Annotated in this window: 12 protein-coding genes; 1 reads left to right on the forward strand and 11 read right to left on the reverse strand. The window is 74.2% G+C overall.

Annotated features, from left to right (window positions below; translation table 11 throughout):
• Positions 1 to 2 precede the first annotated feature (2 nt).
• From P696_RS0139465 to P696_RS51215, 4 genes are all read right to left on the reverse strand, one after another.
• A complete protein-coding gene (locus P696_RS0139465; protein WP_026416637.1) occupies positions 3 to 1,685 on the reverse strand; it encodes a thiamine pyrophosphate-binding protein in 1,683 nt (560 codons plus the stop codon).
• Entirely contained in the window at positions 1,682 to 2,494 is an 813-nt protein-coding gene (locus P696_RS0139470) for a cyclase family protein (protein WP_245627981.1), read from the reverse strand. The genes P696_RS0139465 and P696_RS0139470 overlap by 4 nt, the downstream gene beginning before the upstream one ends.
• Before the next feature lie 84 nt (positions 2,495 to 2,578).
• Complete coding sequence (locus P696_RS0139475) at positions 2,579 to 3,142, reverse strand: MarR family winged helix-turn-helix transcriptional regulator (protein WP_051468862.1); 564 nt, start codon at positions 3,140 to 3,142, stop codon at positions 2,579 to 2,581.
• On the reverse strand, positions 3,142 to 4,464 hold the full coding sequence (locus P696_RS51215) for an FUSC family protein (RefSeq protein WP_051468864.1): 1,323 nt from the start codon (positions 4,462 to 4,464) through the stop codon (positions 3,142 to 3,144). Before P696_RS51215 ends, P696_RS0139475 begins: the two co-directional genes overlap by 1 nt.
• Before the next feature lie 158 nt (positions 4,465 to 4,622).
• Between P696_RS51215 and P696_RS0139485 the strand changes: the two genes are divergently transcribed.
• Positions 4,623 to 5,489, forward strand: coding sequence for a siderophore-interacting protein (locus P696_RS0139485; RefSeq protein ID WP_084338897.1), 867 nt, complete (start codon positions 4,623 to 4,625; stop codon positions 5,487 to 5,489).
• 60 nt (positions 5,490 to 5,549) lie between these two features.
• On the opposite strand, the gene P696_RS0139490 is transcribed toward P696_RS0139485, so the two are convergent.
• The 7 genes from P696_RS0139490 to P696_RS0139520 all read right to left on the reverse strand — a co-directional run bounded on the left by P696_RS0139490 (position 5,550) and on the right by P696_RS0139520 (position 17,753).
• Positions 5,550 to 6,908, reverse strand: a complete 1,359-nt coding sequence (locus P696_RS0139490; RefSeq protein ID WP_026416641.1) for an ABC1 kinase family protein — start codon at positions 6,906 to 6,908, stop codon at positions 5,550 to 5,552.
• Positions 6,909 to 7,005: 97 nt separating this feature from the next.
• The gene (lysX, locus tag P696_RS0139495; RefSeq protein ID WP_245627982.1) at positions 7,006 to 10,281 is read right to left on the reverse strand and encodes a bifunctional lysylphosphatidylglycerol synthetase/lysine--tRNA ligase LysX; all 3,276 of its coding nucleotides are present in this window, start codon (positions 10,279 to 10,281) and stop codon (positions 7,006 to 7,008) included.
• Positions 10,282 to 10,330: 49 nt separating this feature from the next.
• Positions 10,331 to 11,263: a phosphatase PAP2 family protein gene (locus P696_RS51220; protein WP_084338901.1), complete on the reverse strand. Its 933-nt coding sequence runs from the start codon at positions 11,261 to 11,263 to the stop codon at positions 10,331 to 10,333.
• Positions 11,264 to 11,341: 78 nt separating this feature from the next.
• The gene (locus tag P696_RS51225; RefSeq protein ID WP_084338903.1) at positions 11,342 to 13,627 is read right to left on the reverse strand and encodes an MMPL family transporter; all 2,286 of its coding nucleotides are present in this window, start codon (positions 13,625 to 13,627) and stop codon (positions 11,342 to 11,344) included.
• A 165-nt stretch (positions 13,628 to 13,792) separates the two neighbouring features.
• Positions 13,793 to 14,554, reverse strand: coding sequence for an acyl-CoA-like ligand-binding transcription factor (locus tag P696_RS51230; RefSeq protein ID WP_064744284.1), 762 nt, complete (start codon positions 14,552 to 14,554; stop codon positions 13,793 to 13,795).
• A 170-nt stretch (positions 14,555 to 14,724) separates the two neighbouring features.
• Positions 14,725 to 16,545: a serine/threonine-protein kinase gene (locus P696_RS53455; RefSeq protein WP_051468865.1), complete on the reverse strand. Its 1,821-nt coding sequence runs from the start codon at positions 16,543 to 16,545 to the stop codon at positions 14,725 to 14,727.
• A 50-nt stretch (positions 16,546 to 16,595) separates the two neighbouring features.
• Positions 16,596 to 17,753, reverse strand: a complete 1,158-nt coding sequence (locus tag P696_RS0139520) for a 4-hydroxybenzoate 3-monooxygenase (RefSeq protein WP_026416643.1) — start codon at positions 17,751 to 17,753, stop codon at positions 16,596 to 16,598.
• Positions 17,754 to 17,769: the final 16 nt, after the last annotated feature.

Consider the following 17,769-nt stretch of genomic DNA (forward strand, 5'->3'; position numbering starts at 1 on the left):
CGTCAGCGGGGGCGGAAGGCCTCCGCCAGCCACCAGGACGGGTGGTCGGAGGTGACCTTCGCCTGGACCACCATCGGACGGTCGCGGGGCCCGGACAGCCAGTCCCGCACCGGTTCGAGGTCCTCCACCCGCCGGACGGCCAGCGCCTCGCAGCCGTAGGCGCGGGCGACCCCCGCGAGGTCGGCGGGCGGGAACGTGACCGTGTCCAGGGGGTGCCCGTGCGGGCCGAAGTGGTGCACCTCCGCGCCGTACGCCTCGTCGTCGTAGACCACGACGAGCAGGCCGAGGCCGAGCCGGGCGGCGGTGTCCAGCTCGACCGCCGACATCATCGCGCCGCCGTCGCCGAGCGCCGCGACCGTCAGCCGGTCCGGCCGGGCGAGCGCCGCGCCGACCGCCGTCGCGAGGCCGAGGCCGATCGCCTGGAACCCCTGCGTGAAGACCAGGCCGTCCACGTCGGGGACGTCGAGGTACATCGTGGGGTACCCCATGAAGTTGCCCGAGTCGACGGCGACGGTGCGCTCGGCGGGCAGCAGGTCGTCCAGGGCGACGCTGAGGGTGCGCGGGTCGATCCGGACGCCGTCCGAGCGGTCCTTGAACGGCAGGTCGCGCCAGCGGCCCTCGGCGGCGACGCGTCCGGCGACCGCGCGGGTGCGGTAGCCGCGGATCCGGTGGCCGCGCCGGGCGAGCTCGGCGTCCGCGGCGAGCGCGGTCTCGGCGGCGTCGCCGATGAGGCTGAGGTCCACCGGGCGGTGCGCGCCGAGCGCCTCGGCCTCCACGTCGACCTGGACGAGCCGGGCGCCCTCCCCCACCAGGTCGCCGTGCCGCAGCGTCCAGTCGTTGAGCGCGCAGCCCCAGCCGACCAGCAGGTCCGCGCGGCGGATCAGCTCCGCGGCGACCGGGGTGGCGAACCCGCCGCTGACGTCCAGGTCGAAGGCGTCGCCCCGGAACAGGCCGCGCGCGACCGCCGAGGTGGCCAGCAGCGCGCCGCAGCGTCCGGCGAGCGTGCGGAGCGGGACGCCCGCGCCGGACAGCCGGGCGCCGCGTCCGGCGAGGAACACCGGGCGCTCGGCCGAGGCGAGCGCGTCGGCCAGCCGGGCGAGCGCGGCGGGCGGCGGCACCGCGAGCGGCGGGACGGCGGGCTGCCAGGCCGTCCCCGTCGCGTGCGGGGCCTGCGGGACGCACTCGTCCGGCCCGTCGTAGGGCGCGGCCTGGACGTCCAGCGGCAGGCCGAGCACCACGGTCCGGCGGGCGGCGACGGCCGTCCGGCAGGCGCGGGCCAGGTCCGACAGCGCCGTCTCCGGCGAGTGGATCCGCTCCGGGACGGCCCCGACCGCCCGCGCCAGCGCCCCCTGGTCGATCCGGAAGTTGGACCGCACCGCCGACGCGGCGACCTCGCCGGTCAGCACCAGCAGGGGCGTGCGGCTCTTGGCGGCCTCGGCGATGCCGGTGAGCGCGTTGGTGAGGCCCGGCCCCTGGTGGACGCTGAGCACGCCGAGCCCGCCGCCGGCCCGCGCGTAGGCGTCCGCCATCGTCGCCGCGCCGCCCTCGTGCCGGGCCGCGACGAACCGGACGCCGCCCTCGACCAGCGCGTTCGTCACCTCGGAGTTGCCGCTGCCGACGACCCCGAACACCGTCTGCGGGCCGAGCCGGGCCAGCGCCCGCCCGACCGCCCGGGCGACGTTCACCGGTCGACCAGCGCGAGGACCCGGCAGGGGCTTCCGGAGCCGCCGACGATGGGCAGCGGCGCGGCGACGAGCACCGCGCCGCGCGCCGGGAGGCGGTCCAGGTTCCGGAGCTGGGTGAGGCCGTACTTGCCCGCCCCGAGGAAGTGCGAGTGGCAGGGGAACGGCGGGTCGAAGCCGTGCGCCGCGCCCGCGTCCGTGCCGACGGTCTCGACGCCGATGCCGAGGATCGGGGTCTCCTCGGCGAGCCAGCGGGCGCATCCGGTGGAGATGCCCGGCCAGACGCCGCCGTTGAGGAACGCGCCCGCGTCGTCGGAGCGCGCGTCCCAGCCCGTCCGGTAGAGGAGCCAGCCGCCGTCCGGCAGCGGCCCGTGCCGCTTCTCCCACTCCCGGACGTGGTCGCTCTCCAGCAGGAAGCCCGGGTCGTCGGCGGCGTGCCCGGACGCGTCGAGCACGACGGCGGGCGCGACCAGGCGGCTCGGCGCGACCTGCGAGACGTCCTCGCCGCCGCGTCCGGTCGCCCAGTGGACGGGCGCGTCGAAGTGCGTCCCGACGTGCTCGCCGGTGACGATGTCGTTCCAGTACCAGGCCGGTCCGCGCTCGTCGTAGCGGCTGATCTCGCGCAGCGAGAAGGGGACGGTGTTCGCGAACGGCTCGGGCAGCTGGAGGATCGGCGTCCGCTCGGTCAGGGGCGCGGTCAGGTCGACCACCTCGAGCGAGCCGGCCGCGACGGCGGCGGCCACGGCTCCGGCTGAGAACGCGGACTCGGTCACGGCGGCCTCCTCGATCCCCGGGATGTGCGCGACGCTCACGTCTCCCCGAACGTAACCGGACCGCTGCGCCTTGAAAAGGATCCTTCCCGGCCCGGCGGGTTCACCCCACGTGACGGCCGAGGTTCACCCCACGTGACGGCCCAGGCTGCCCTCCAGGAGCGCCAGCAGCTCCGCCAGCGCGGACGCCAGCTCGGCGTTCCGCTCCGCGCCGAGGCCGTCCAGCAAGGACGCCTCATAGGCGACCTGCTCGGACAGCAGCCGGTCCAGCAGCGCCCGGCCGTCCTCGGTCAGGGACACGTGCTGGACGCGCCGGTCGCGGTCGTCGGCGCGGCGCTCGACCAGGCCGCGTTCGGTCAGCGCGCGCAACCGCTTGGTGACCGCCGCGCCGGACGCGAACGTCTCGCGCGCGAGACGTCCCGGGGTCACGTCCGGGCCGAGCCGGTACAGCGCGGTGAGCGTGTCGTATTCGGGACGGGCCAGCCCGGCCCGGCCGAGCGGGGTGTCGGTGGCGTGCTGGAGCAGCGCCGCGCACCGGGTCACCCGCCCGATCACGGCCATCGGCGTGGTGTCCAGGTCGGGCCGCAACTCCCGCCACTGCCGCAGCACCTCGGTCACCGCGTCCCGCGTGGGCGGACGTCCGGCCGTGTCCCCTGCGTGCTCTTGGCGCTCTGCGTGCTCAGCGGTCATCAGGCGGCCTCTCGGTCGGCGCGGGTGGTGGCGGCGAGGGTGGCCAGGGCCCGGCGCCCGGCGCGTTCGGCCCGCTCGACGCGCTCGGCGGGGAGGGCGCGCTGCCACCACTCGCCCTCGGCGACGGCCACGGCGTCGCGCAGGTCGGCGAGGGCTGCGGTGACACGGTCGCGGAGCGCCGCAGCCGTCCCGGGCGCCACGCCGGTCAGGGCGTGCGTCTCGGCGACGGCGGCACCCAGCCGGTCCAGCGCGCCGTCGACGCGCGCGGACGCGCGCCGGTTGGTGATCAGGACGCAGCCGAGCAACCCGACCGCCGCGCCCACGCACGTGTCGAGCCACCGGTCGCCGACCAGCTCGCCCGCGGGCCGGTACCCGGCGAACTCCACCATCGTCAGGGCCATCGGCGTCACGAACACCGAGCCCAGCCAGTAGTTGCGGGACATCGTCGCCTCCGCGGCGAACTGCGTGGCGAGCGCGACGAGGACCAGCGCGAGCGGGCCGATCCCGATCATCGGCAGCAGCGCGGTGAACAGCGCGAGGCCGAGCAGGTTCCCGAGCACCCGCTGGAGGGCGCGCCGCCAGGTCAGCACCAGGTTCGCCTGGAAGATCGCGGCGGCGGTGACGACCGCCCAGTAGGGACGTCCGACGCCGAGCAGCATCGTCAGCCAGCCCGCGGCCGCCGCGCTCACGCCGACGCGGGTGGCGACGGGCAGCAGCGGCGAGCCCCAGCGCAGCTCGGCCAGGACGGCCCGCGTCCCGGGCTCGCGGTCCCCCGTCCACACCCTCAGGGCCGCCGGGAGGGAGCGTGGCCCGTCCTCGCGGACGAGGGCGGGGGCCATGCACACCAGCCAGGAGATCACCGCCCCGGCGAGGCCCAGCAGGACGTGGACGGGCACGTCCGCGAGCCTCTGCGGGACGAACGCGCAGCTCGAGGCGACGAAGGTGAAGATCACGTTGCCGGGCGGGCCGAACCGGGCGGCGTCGCCCGCCAGCTTGTGCCCTGCGGCGAGCAGGGCGGCGACCGCGACGCGGACCGCCACGTCCTCGGTCAGCGCGGCGGTGCAGAGCGCGACCGCGAGGCTCACCAGCATGACCAGCGCGACCCGGGCGAGCGTGCGGGCGCGGGCGGCGTAGGGGCGGTCGTGCGCGTAGAGCGCGACGAGCGAGCCCGCCGAGGTGTAGAGCGCGAGGTCGAGGCGGCCGAGCGCGAGCAGCGTCAGGTTCGGGATCGCCGACGCGACGACCGCGCTCGTCGCCGCCCGGTGCCAGGTGTCCGAGCGCCGGCCGAGCCTCAGCACGCCGCTCACCGGCAGCGGGCGCACCGGCGGCCCCTGCCTCGGCCTCGTTCCGGCCCCTTCCGCCACGTTCCCCCTCACATCTTTACAAGTATTTCACTTGTAAAATATCAGACAGAACGGGATGCTGTCGACAAGGGGTGGATTAGGCTTACCTAAGAAGACACGAGAACAGCGGAGGGCGCATGGCAACCGAACCAAGGACGGCGGAGCGCGAGCGCAGGGGCGGCCGGAAGACGCATCGCGGCGTCGTGCTGCGCACCGAGCGGCTCACCCCGCACATGGTCCGGGTCGTCCTCGGCGGGGACGGGCTGGCGGAGTTCGAGGCGGGCGAGTACACCGACCACTACGTGAAACTGATGTTCGGACGGCCCGGCGTGGCCTACCCCGAGCCGTTCGATCTGGAGCGGATCCGGGCCGAGTTCCCCCGCGACCAGTGGCCGACCACGCGCACCTACACGGTCCGCTCCTGGGACGCCGAGACCCGCGAGCTGGCCATCGACTTCGTGATCCACGGCGAGGAGGGCCTCGCCGGACCGTGGGCGGACGCGGCCGCGCCGGGCGACGAGATCTCCTTCATGGGCCCCGGTGGCAAGTACGCGCCGGCCGCCGACGCCGACTGGCACCTGTTCGCCGGAGACGAGAGCTCCCTGCCCGCGATCGCGGCGGCGCTGGAGCGCGTCCCGTCCGGCGTGCGCGCCTTCGCCTTCGTCGAGGTCCCGGACACCTCCGAGGAGCAGGAGCTGTCCACCCCGGCCGACGCGAAGATCGTCTGGCTGCACCGCGGCGACCGCCCGGTCGGCGCGGCCCTGGTCGAGGCCGTCCGCGAGCTGGACCTCCCGGACGGCCGCGTCCAGGCGTTCGTGCACGGCGAGGCCGGGTTCGTCAAGGAGCTGCGGCGCTACCTGCGGGTCGAGCGGACGCTCCCGATGGATCTGATGTCGATCTCCGGCTACTGGCGCGTCGGCCGCGACGAGGACGGCTGGCAGGCCGGCAAGCGCGTCTGGAACCAGCAGGTCGAGCAGGAGGAGGAGCGGGCCCTCTCCTCCTGACCCCACCCTCCGTCCTCAGAACCTCGGCCTCCCCAACCCCCGGCCTCCCGGCGGCCGGGGTCAGGACGCGGCCTCGGCCTCCAGCTCGCCCGGATCGGGGTCGTCGTCCGCGAAGCCGGGCAGCCAGCGGATCGCCTCGTCCCGGAACCGGCCCTCGGCCTCCAGCTGGCACAGCACTCCGCCGCAGCCCGCCATCGCCCGCCACACCGCGAGGTACTGCGGCGGCAGCCGGAGCTGCCGCGCGATGCCGCCCGGCCGCATGTCGGTCGCCATCGTGAGGCTCCGGCCGGTCTCCCGGCGCAGCCACTCCCGGGTGTACTGGAAGGTCTCCTGGGCGAACGGCGTGGCGTGCGGGACGACCAGGTCGGCGAACTGCTCCGGGTCGACGTCGGCGTCCTGGGCGAGGAAGCCCTCGGCGACGGCGTTCTCGACCATCTCCTCCGGGTCGCCGCCGGTGCCGATCGCCACCATCCGGCCGAGCGACCAGAGCAGCTCGTCCGAGACGTGCGCGGCGCCGCCGAAGTCCATGACGCCGAGACGGCCGTCCGGGAGCAGCCGGAAGTTGCCCGGGTGCGGGTCGATGTGGATCAGCCCGCACCGGGACGGCCCGGACAGCAGGAACCGGAACAGCAGCACCCCGGCCCGGTCGCGCTCCTCCTTGGTCCCGGACGCGATGACCTTCGACAGCGGCGTGCCGTCCAGCCACTCGGTGACCAGGACGTTCCCGGACTGCGCGACGACGGCGGGGACGACGAAGTCGGGGTCGCCGTCGTAGGCGTCGTGGAAGGCCGTCTGCGCGGCGGCCTCGTCCACGTAGTCGAGTTCCTTCTCCAGGCGGCGCCGCAGGTCGGCGATCACCGGCTTGGCCTCGATGCCGGGGAACAGCGGGTTGATCAGGCGGCTGAGCCGGGAGATCTGGTTGAAGTCGCTCATCAGCGCCGCGCCCGCGCCCGGGTACTGCACCTTGACCGCGACCGTCCGGCCGTCCTCCCAGACCGCCTTGTGGACCTGCCCGATCGACGCCGCCGCCGCGGGCCTGTCGTCGAACGAGGCGAACCGGTCGCGCCAGTCGGCGCCCAGCCCCTGCGCCAGGACCTTGTGCGTGGTCGCGGCGGGCATCGGCGGGGCCGCCTCCTGCAGCCGGGTGAGGCTCGCGCGGAACGGCGCGGCCAGCTCGTCCGGCAGGCCCGCCTCGAAGATCGACAGCAGCTGGCCGACCTTCATCGCGCCGCCCTTGAGCTCGCCGAGCACCGAGAACAGCTGCTCGGCGGTGCGCCGCTGAACCTCCAGCGCGACCGCCTCGGCGGGTTTGCCCAGCGTCCGCTTGCCCAGGCCGAGCGCGGTGCGGCCGGCGAAGCCGAGGGGCAGGCTCGCCAGCTTGGCGGTGCGGGTGACCGCACGCCGGGGGATGTCGCTCACGTCGCGGACCGTCCTCACTCCCGTAGGGAATCCATCCCTATTTTCCCCGTCTTCCTCCGAAATCGTCATAGCGAACGGGAAGATCGCCGGTCCTCTCTCAGCGGCTCGGCCTGACCAGCGGGAACGCGATCGTCTCCCGGATCGACCGTCCGGTGAGCGCGATGAGCAGCCGGTCGACGCCCATGCCCATGCCGCCCGCCGGGGGCATGCCGTACTCCAGGGCGCGCAGGAAGTCCTCGTCCAGCTCCATGGCCTCGGGGTCGCCGCCCGCCGCGAGCAGCGACTGCTCGGTGAGCCGCTTGCGCTGCAGGACCGGGTCGATCAGCTCGGAGTAGGCGGTGCCGAGCTCCATGCCGAAGACGATGAGGTCCCACTTCTCGGCGAGCCGCGGATCCTTGCGGTGCGGGCGGGTGAGCGGGGAGGTCTCGGCCGGGAAGTCGCGGACGAACGTCGGGGCGGCGAGGTGGTCCTCGACCAGCGCCTCGTACAGCTCCTGCACGACGCGTCCCTGGCCCCATCCGGGGTCGACCTCGACGCCCGCGCGCGCCGCGTGCCGGACGACGTCCGGCCGCGGGGTGTCGGTGGTGACCTCCTCGCCCAGCGCCCGCGACACCGAGCCGTACACGGTGATCTGGTTCCAGGGCTCGGCGAGGTCGTGCTCCACGCCGTCCCGGACGACCACGGTGGTGCCGAGCGCGGCGCGGGTGCCCGCCAGCACCAGCTCGCGGGTCAGCTCGGCCATCGTGTCGTAGTCGCCGTACGGCTCGTACGCCTCGAGCATCGTGAACTCGGGGTTGTGGGTGGCGTCCACGCCCTCGTTGCGGAAGTCGCGGCCCATCTCGAAGACCTTGCCGAGCCCGCCGACCAGCAGCCGCTTCAGGTACAGCTCCGGCGCGATCCGCAGGTAGAGCCGCATGTTGTAGGCGTTGATCCGGGTCGTGAACGGACGGGCCGTCGCGCCGCCGTGGATCGGCTGCAGGATCGGCGTCTCGACCTCCAGGTAGCCGCGCGCCCGCAGGACGTCCCGGACGGCGCAGACCGCGTCGCCGCGCATCCGCAGCATCCTCCGCGACGCGTCGTTGACGATGAGGTCGACGGCCTTGTGCCGGACCCGCGCCTCGGGGTCGGCGAGCCCGGCGCGTTTGTCCGGCAGCGGGTGCAGGCACTTGGCGGTCAGCTTCCAGCCGGACGCCAGGACCGACAGCTCGCCCGTCCGGGTCGTCATGACCTCGCCGGTCACGCCGACCTGGTCGCCGAGGTCGACCAGCGTCTTCCAGCGGCGCAGCGCGTCGCGGCCGAGGACGTCGGCGGCCAGCATGACCTGGACGTCGCCCGACTCGTCGCGCAGCTTCGCGAACACCAGCCCGCCGTGGTCGCGTTCGAGCATGACCCGCCCGGCGATCGCGGCCGTCTCCCCGGTGCGGGTGTCGGGGGCCGGAGCGCCGAACCGCGCGCGCAGATCGGCGGCGAGGCCGGTGCGGTCGAACCCGAGCGGGTAGGGCTCGATGCCCGCGGCCTCGATCCGCTCCAGCTTGTCGTGCCGGACGCGCTCCTGCTCCGACAGGCGGCGGCGCGGGGCGCGGTCCTTCTCGGCGGCCTCCTCCAGCCGCTCGATCTCGGCGACCAGCTCGGGGCTCGGCGCGGCGTTCGCGGCCCGGTCCAGGCGGCGGCGGGACAGGCTCGGCAGGAAACCCTCGGCGCGGGCGTAGCCCAGGCCGAGGTGGATGAGGCCGCCCGCGCCGGAGCTGAAGCAGACGTACCGCGGCACCCACTCGGGGTGGTACTTGGCGTTGGACAGGTACAGCGACTCCAACTGCCAGAACCGGGACGCGAACGACAGCGCCCGGTAGGCGGCGCGGACCAGCGGCCCCGCGCCGATCTGCGAGCCGCGCTCGAACACCGAGCGCAGCATCGCGAAGTTCAGCGAGATCCGTCCGGCCCCGACCGACCCGGCCTTCTCGATCAGCCGGACGACCATGAACTCGTTCAGGCCGTTCTCGGCGGCCCGGTCGCGGCGCATCAGGTCCAGCGACAGGCCCGTCCGGCCCCACGGGACGAACGACAGCAGCCCGCGCAGCCGTCCCTCGGCGTCGAACGCCTCGACCATCACGCAGTGGCCGTCGGCGGGGTCGCCGAGGCGGCCGAGCGCCATCGAGAAGCCGCGCTCGGTCTCACCCTCGCGCCACTGGTCGGCCCGCTGCACGATGCCGGCCATCTCGGCCGCGGGGATCTGCGCGTGCCGCCGGATCCGCACGGTGTACCCGGCCCGCTCCACCCGCCGGACGGCCTGCCGGACCTGCCGCATCTCCCGGCCCTCGAGGTTGAACTCGGCCACGTCGATGATCGCCTCGTCGCCGAGCTCCAGGACGCCGAGCCCGTGCCGGCGGTACTCGACGGCGGCGCGCTCGCCGACGCTGACCGCGCCGGGCGTCCAGGAGTGGCGGCGGCACTCGGCGAGCCACGCCTCGATGGCCTGCCCCCACGCCTCGGGGGCGCCGAGCGGGTCGCCGCTGGCCAGGCAGACCGAGCCCTGCGCTCGGTAGGCGATCCCGGCCCTGCCGTTCGGGGCGGTGATGAAGTCCTTGTCGCGGCGCAGCGCGAAGTAGCCGAGCGAGTCCTCGTCGCCGTAGCGCAGCAGCAGCTCGCGGGCGCGCAGCTCCTCCCCCGGGCTGAGCACCGCGTCGCCGCGTGAGGGCCGGAACAGCGCCCACACGGTCGCGACGAGCAGGCCGCTGCCGAGGACGCCGAGGATCAGGTCCACCCAGCCGGGGACGTCCACGTCCAGGGTGTGGCCGGTGACCCGGGCCCCGAGGACGGTCTGCAGCGCGGCGTAGAGCGGCTGGGTCGAGAACCCGCCCGCCGGGTTCCGGTCGGTCAGGGCCACCAGCAGCGTGCCGATGACCCCGCTGACCAGCACCATCGCGCCGCCGACCCGCCAGGCCAGGCGGAGGTTGGCGCGGTCCGGCAGGGCGGTGAACTCGTGCCGCGCGGCCCACACCCCGACCAGCGCGAACGCGTAGCAGACCGGCGCGACGTAGTCGCCGACGCCGAGCGGGACGTCCGGGTCGGGCGCGATGGTGAAGACCACCGCGATCGCGAGGTAGAGCAGGAAGAACAGGCCGAGCAGGGCCAGCGTCAGCCGCCAGGCGGACTTCTTGCGCCGCCGCACCCCGGTCGCCAGCAGCATCAGCAGCAGGCCCCAGGTCATACTGGGCACCCAGGCGAAGTAGCCGATCCAGCGCAGCAGCCAGATGGCGTCCAGGTCCTCGATGAGGCCCGCCGACAGCCAGGACAGGACCGACACGACGCCCGACAACGTCAGGTACCACGACAGTCCCGTCGGAACGGCCTGGATCACAGCTCTGGCTCGCACTCGTCCCCCGACACGATCGCCCCGAAGGCCCGTCCCACCGGGCCCCCGGTCAGCGTACCCGCGCGTTCCCGGGGTCGGCCCGCACCCCCGCCACCTGCGCGGACCGCGCCGCCCGGTAGAACGGGAGCAGCGCCAGCATGGTGATCGCCAGGAGGACGGAGACGACGATCCCGTCCAGCCAGTAGTGGTTCGCGGTGCTCACGACCACCAGGACGGTGAGGACGGGGTGCGCCAGCCACAGCCAGCGCCAGCGCGTCCGGCAGGCGACGATCAGCCCGACCGCCACGATGATCGCCCAGCCGATGTGCAGGGACGGCATCGCCGCGTACTGGTTGGCGACCGTGTCGTTCTGCGGCGCGCCGTAGACCGACGGCCCGTACTCGGCGGCGGTGTCGATCAGGCCGGTGAAGGTGAGCATGCGCGGCGGCGCGAGCGGGACGGTCAGGTGCAGGACGAGCCCCGCGCCGGTCAGCCCGACGACGACCCAGCGCACCCACCGGTAGTAGGCGGGACGCCGCAGGTACATGAACAGCAGGAACGCGGCCGTCGCAGGGAAGTGCACGTAGGCGTAGTAGGAGTTCGCCACCTCGATCAGGGTCTGGCTGTGCAGCAGGCCCTGCTGGACGTCCAGTTCGTTCGGGAGGTGCAGCCAGCGCTCGATGTCCCAGACGTCGCGGGCGTTGCGGAACGCCTCGGAGACCCGTCCGGTGGCCGCCAGGCGGCCCGCCTTGTAGACGCCGAAGAGCACCGCGATCAGCAGCAGTTCGCGGAGGGCGTGGGGCCGGGACACGCGGGCCGGGCGCTCCCGCTTCCCCGGGGTCTCCGGGTTCTGCGGGGCCTGTGGGGCGCCGGAGGCGTCGGGTGGGGCCGAGGCGTCCGGAGAGACGTCCGTGGAGGTGGCGGGCGACGGCTCCGCGCCCGTCCCGGACTCGCGGCGCGGTGAGGGTACGCGCGGCCAGACCGGCTGCGGGAGGAGGTTCATGTCCGGTTCCTTGGGGGGTGGGCGGAAGGGAGGGAGAAGAAGGGCCGCCGCCTCGGATCACGAGGCGGCGGCCCTGGGTCATCTGCCGGACGTGACGGACCGGCGCGCCCCGGCGGAGGGCGCGTCTCCGTCCCCGCCATGGCCGCCGTCGGCGTCGTACCCGGAACCGGCGCCGTCACCGGAACCCGCGCCGTCACCGGAACCCGCGCCGTCGCCGAGGACGTGGCGCAGCTTCTCGCCCTCCACGTCCACGTCGGGCAGGAGCCGGTCCAGCCAGCGCGGCAGCCACCAGGCGGCCTTGCCGAACAGCGCCATCACGGCGGGCACCACGGTCATCCGGACGACGAAGGCGTCGAAGAACACCCCGGCCGCGAGGGCGAAGCCCATCAGCTTGATCATCGACTGGTCGTCGCTGATGAACCCGGCGAACACCGCCATCATGATCACCGCGGCGGCGGCGACCACCCGCGCGCCGTGCCGGAACCCGGCGACGACCGCGTCCCTGGGCTCCGCGCCGTGCACGTGGTCCTCGCGCATCCGGGTGACCAGGAACACCTGGTAGTCCATGGCGAGCCCGAACACCACGCCGATCATGAAGATCGGCATCAGGCTCATGATCGGCCCGGTGGTGTCCACGCCGATCAGCGACGCGCCCCAGCCCTTCTGGAACACCGCGACCACCACGCCGAAGGTGGCCGCGACGGTGAGCAGGAAGCCCAGGGTCGCCTTCAGCGGCACCAGGATCGACCGGAACACCAGCATGAGCAGGATGATCGCGAGCCCGACGACCAGCGCGAGGTAGGGCGCGAGCGCGCCGGACATCTTCGCCGAGATGTCGATCCCGATCGCGGTCTGGCCGGTGACCATCGCCTCGGCGCCGGTCGACGCGCGCAGCCCGTCGCTCATGTCCCGGATGTCCGAGACCAGATTCTCGGTCGCCCTGGTGCTGGGACCGCTCTTCGGCACCACGGTGAGCAGCGCGGTGTCGCGCGCCTGGTTGGGCACCGGCGGGGTGACCGTCGCGACGTCCGGCATGCCCTTCAGCCGGCCGGACAGCTCACCGGCGGCCTTGGTGACGTCCCCGGATCCGTGCACCACGACCATCAGCGGGCCGTTGAAGCCGGGGCCGAAGCCCTCGGAGACCATCTGGTACGCCTTGTGCTGGCTGCTGGACGTCGGCGACGCCTCCTCTCCCGGCATGCCGAGCCGCAGGTCCAGCGCCGGGAGAGCGAGCACGCCGAGCCCGACCACCGACAGCAGCAGCACCGCCAGCGGGCGGCGGACGACGAACCGCGCCCAGCGCTCCCCCGCCGCGGCCTTCCCGGGCTTCGGGCCGCCGCGCAGGCCGGGGATCCGGCCGCCGACGACGCGGCGTCCGGCGAAGCCGAGCATCGCGGGCAGCAGGCTGAGCGCGATCAGCACCGCGACGATCACCGCGAACCCGGCGGCGACGCCCATCTCGGTGAGGATCGGGATGCCGACGACGCCGAGGCCGACCAGCGCGATCACGACGGTCAGGCCCGCGAACACCACGGCCGACCCTGCGGTACCCACGGCGCGTCCGGCGGCCTCCGCGCCGGATCTGCCCTCGGCGAGCTCGTGCCGGTAGCGGGAGGTGATGAACAGGGCGTAGTCGATGGCGACGGCCAGGCCGAGCATCAGCGCGAGCGTCGAGGTCATCGAGCTCATCTCGATCAGGCCCGTCGCGGCGGTGATCCCGGCCATCGCGATCGCCACGCCGAGGATCGCGTTCAGCAGCGGCAGCCCGGCCGCCACCAGCGAGCCCAGCGTGATGAGCAGGACGACGGCGGCGACGGCGAGGCCGATCAGCTCCGACGCCCCCTGCTTGGGCATCGCCTCGGTGGCGCTGCCGCCCATCTCGACGGTCAGCCCGGCGGCGCGTCCGGCGTCGGCGGCGTGGTCCAGGGCGTCGCGCGAGGAGTCCTTCACGTCCACCGGGGTGACCTTGTAGGTCACCTGGGTGAGCGCGGTGCGCTGGTCCTGGGAGAGCGCCTTCGCCTGGTAGGGGTCGACGACCTGGCCGACCTGCGGGTCCGTCCGCAACTTGCCGACGACGTCCTCGACGGCGGCCTTGGCGGTGGGCTCGGCGAGGGTGTGACCGGCGGGCGCGCGGATCACCACGCGCGCGGTCGCGCCGTCCGCCGACGCCTGGGGCATCTTGTCCTGGAGCAGGTCGATGGCCCGCTGGGCCTCGGTGCCCGGGATGGAGAAGTCGGTGGACGTCGGGCCCTTGAGCACGGCCGCGCCCACGCCGAACAGGACGAGCAGCCCGACCCAGAGCAGGGCGACGAGGCCACGCCGTCGGTAGGAGAACCGGCCGAGCCGGTAGAGGAAGGTTGCCAAGAGAGGAGATCCCATTCGATGCCGGACGCGCCGGGGGCGGTCAGGACTCACGGACGATGCACGGTCGATGACCCGACGACGGCTGGTCGTCAGGCTCTCAGGGGTGGGTCCGCCGAAGGGGGGTGTCCGGACGGGGCAGGGCGGCGAGCCCCGGCCGGAGGCGTGTCATCCGGACGGATCGGCCGAGGCCGCCGCTCCGACGGCCATGCGATCCGGGTCGTCCGGATCGGCCGTGGGGAGGCCGGTCGAGGGCCGACCCGCGGTCGGCTGGTCCGGGACGGCCCGGTCCGGACGGGGCTGGTCCGGGGTGGGCCGGTGGGGCGCCGAAGGGTTCGGCGCGGGCAGGCCCGCGCGGAACTGGGCCAGGGCCGAGTCGATCAGCTCGGGCAGGTCGGCGGTGCCGCCGCCGTCCACCCAGAGGTTGACGACGACCCGCATCGTCATCCCCATGACCCCGGCGACCAGGTGGGGGTACAGGTCGCACGCCGGGTCGGTGCCGGTGCGGGCGGCGATCACGGCCGCCGCCTCCGCCTGCATCTGGCCGAGGCCGCAGAGCTGGGACGCGACGAGCGAGGGGTCGGCCTTGACGATCCGCATCAGCGCGACCGTCTCCTCGAACAGCTCGGGCGGCGCGACCACCTCGTGCAGGACGGCGCGGACCGAGTCCCAGACGGGCTCGTCCGCGGGACGGCCGGCGAGACCGGCGAGCAGCGCCCGCGCCCGGTCGGTCAGCGGGGCGACGATCGCCTCCTCCTTGCCGGGGAAGTAGTTGTGGAAGGTGCGCGCCGACACGCCCGCCGAGGCGGCGATCGCGTCGACGGTGACGCCCTCCACGCCGTGCTCGAGCGCCAGCCGCGTCGCGGCGCGGCTCAGCGCGTCGCGGGTCGCGGCCTTCTTGCGCTCGCGCAGGCCCATCTCCACCGTCATGCCATCGACTCTAGGACTTCTTTGCAGGCTCTGCAAAATTACAGAGGCTGTCTTCTTGCGTGACGTGCAGCACACCGCACGCCACACCGCACGCCGAAAAGCCGACCGCCCGGCCCTCCGACCGGGGAGGTCGGGGGCCGGGCGGTCGCTCGGGCCGGTGGTGAGGGCCGTCAGTAGGTGAGGGTGGGGCTCTCCCGCCCGTCCCCCTGGTAGATGTTCTGGTACGAGAACTTCGGCAGGGTCCGGTAGTCGCCCTTCGGGGGGACGGTGGAGACGTCGAACGTGCAGACCAGCGTGGTACAGGGCGGGGAGGTCCAGTTCCCGGCGTTGGTCTGGTCGGCGGCCCGCTTGAGCACCAGCATGATCTGCATGTGGTTGCTCGCGATCAGCTTGGGATCATCACGGGACGCCACCGGGTCCAGGATCCCGCGCAGCCACACCTGGTGGCCGTCGTAGCGGATGCACGCCGTCAGGTAGTGGCTCCTCCGGTCGGCCATGACGCGCGGACCGCACATCCAGCCGGTGGGCTGCCGGGCGTTCCCGCCGCCCGCCCCGGAGCCGGAGCCCTGCTTCGGCGCGCCCGAGGAGGGGGACGCGCCCGGCGAGTCGCCCGGCGACGCGGAACCCGAGCCGGACGCCGACGGCGTCGCCCCGGGCGAGCGCTTCTTCCCCTTGCCCGAGGGCGTCGCCGAGCCGTTCGGCTTCCCGGACACGAGGCTCCCGGTGGGCGCCTGGCCCGCCGCGGCGACCTGCTCCTTCTTGGGGTCGCCGTCCCCGCTGGTGAGGGCGAGCGTGACGCCCGTGGCGGTGACCGCCGCAACGACGGCCGCGCCCACGCCGATCAGCGCGCCGCGCCGGGGGCCTCCGCTCTTCGGAGGCCCGGCGAGCGTGCCGTCCAGGGAGCCTGCGGAGCCGGGAAGCCCGCCCTGGTTCATCGCGGACGCGCCCTGCGGCATGAACACGCCCTGAGGCAGGGAGGCTCCCTGAGGCAAGGACGACCCGGGCGGCAGGGTGACGCCCTGCGACAGCGAAGCCCCGTTGGGCAGAGAGGCGCCGTTCGGAAGCGACGCGCCGTTCGGAAGCGACGCGCTCAGCGTTCCGGACGGTCGGCCCGGCGCGGACGGCGTCCGCGAACCGGCCGGAACGGTGATCGCGAACCGGCCCTGGTGGTTCGCGCGGGCGTAGTCCATCAGGCGGCGGCCCAGGTCGTAGGCGCCGATGCGGGCCATGGGCTGCTTCTCGAGGCTCTGCTCGAGAAGCGTCCACAGCTCGGCGGGCAGGCCGGGCAGCGGGGGCGGTGGGACGTGCAGGTGCTCGTGGAGGACCGCCGAGATGCTGCCGCCGCCGAACGGCTGGCGTCCGGCGAGCAGCTCGTACAGGGTGACGCCCGCGGCGTAGACGTCGGCGGGCGGTCCGGGCTCGGCCCCCTCCAGCACCTCGGGCGCCATGTAGCGGGGCGTCCCGACGATGTTGCCGGTGGCGGTGAGGTCGTCGCCGGACGCGATCCGGGCGACGCCGAAGTCGGCGAGCCGCACCGGCGCCTCCGGCGCGGTGTGGTCGAGGAGCACGTTCGCGGGCTTGAGGTCGCGGTGGACCAGGCCCGCCTCGTGCACCGCGACGAGGGCCGCGCAGACCTGCCCGACCAGCCAGGCGGCCTCGGCGGGCGCCAGCGCGCCCCCGCGCCGCCCCCGGTACTCGCCGAGGTCCTCACCGGTCACAAGGTCCATGACCAGGGCGAGCCGGTCGCCCTCCACGACCAGGTCGTGGACGGCCACCACGCTCGGGTGCCGGACCCGCAGCAACGCCGTGCGCTCCCGGACGAACCGGGTCACCGCGGCCGGGTCGGCGGCCAGCTCCGGCCGCAGCACCTTGACCGCGCGTTCCTCGCCGGTCACCCGGTCCACCGCCCGCCACACCACGCCCATGCCGCCCTGGCCGATCATGCCGGCCAGTGTGTAGCGGCTCCCGAGCGCCGTGCCGTCCCCGTCCATCCTGCCCTACCCCCATAGTGTGAAGATCAGGTCATTATGGCGGTGACCGGTCACTTCAAGGGAAGGCCTGCATAGTTTTCTGCAAGCGAGGCCAAGGCGGACGCCGATCCCGCCACGTACTCCAGGTGGGCCCGCTGCAGCCGCCGGGCGAACGCGTCCGCTTCCGGATCGGCGTGCAGCAGCGTCGTCATCCAGTACGAGAAGTGCTCGGCCCGCCACACCCGGCCCAGGCACGTCGCCGAGTACGCGTCCAGCAGGGCGCTCGAGCCGGAGGCGTACCGCTCGGTCAGCGCGCGGGCGAGGATCGTCACGTCCGACACCGCGAGGTTGAGGCCCTTGGCCCCGGTCGGCGGGACGATGTGCGCGGCGTCCCCGGCGAGGAACAGCCGGTCGTGCCGCATCGGCTCGGCGACGAAGCTGCGCATCGGCGTGACCGACCGGTCGGTGATCGGGCCGGTCCGCAGCTCCCAGCCGCCGGGCGCGCCGAACCGGGTGGCCAGCTCGTCCCAGATCCTCTGGTCGGACCATGCGGCGAGGTCCTCGTCCGGCGCGACCTGCAGGTAGAGGCGGCTGACCGACGGCGAGCGCAGGCTGTGCAGCGCGAAGCCGCGCTCGTGCTGGGCGTAGATCAGCTCGTCGGTGGACGGCGCGACGTCGGCGAGGACGCCGAGCCAGGCGAAGGGGTAGTCGCGCGCGAACGTCCGGACGTCCGGGACGGCCGCGCGGCTGACGCCGTGGAAGCCGTCGCAGCCCGCGATGTAGTCGGCCTCCAGTTCGCGGGTCACGCCGTCCTGCCGGAAGGTGACCGTCCCGGTGGACGGGTCGACCCCGAGCACCTCGGCCTCGTACCGGACGTCGCCGCCGTCCGCGACGCGCAGCGCGGCCAGGTCCTTCACGATCTCGGTCTGGGCGTAGACGGTGACCGTCCGGCCGGTGAGGTCGGTGATCGGGACCCGGTGCCCCGCGCCGCCGAACCGCAGCTCGATGCCGTGGTGGACCAGGCCCTCCCGGTCCAGCCGCTCGCCCGCGCCGCTGTCGCGCAGCACGTCGGTGGTGCCCTGCTCCAGCATTCCGGCGCGCTGCCGCCGCTCCACGTAGGCGCGGTCGCGGCTCTCCAGCACCACCGACGCGACGCCCTGCCGGTGCAGCAGGTGGGACAGCAGCAGACCCGCCGGTCCTCCGCCGACGATCGCGACCTGCGTGCGCATGGATCCTCCTAGGTCC

It is taken from the genome of Actinomadura oligospora ATCC 43269 (assembly GCF_000518265.1).
Taxonomy (GTDB): Bacteria; Actinomycetota; Actinomycetes; order Streptosporangiales; family Streptosporangiaceae; genus Spirillospora; species Spirillospora oligospora.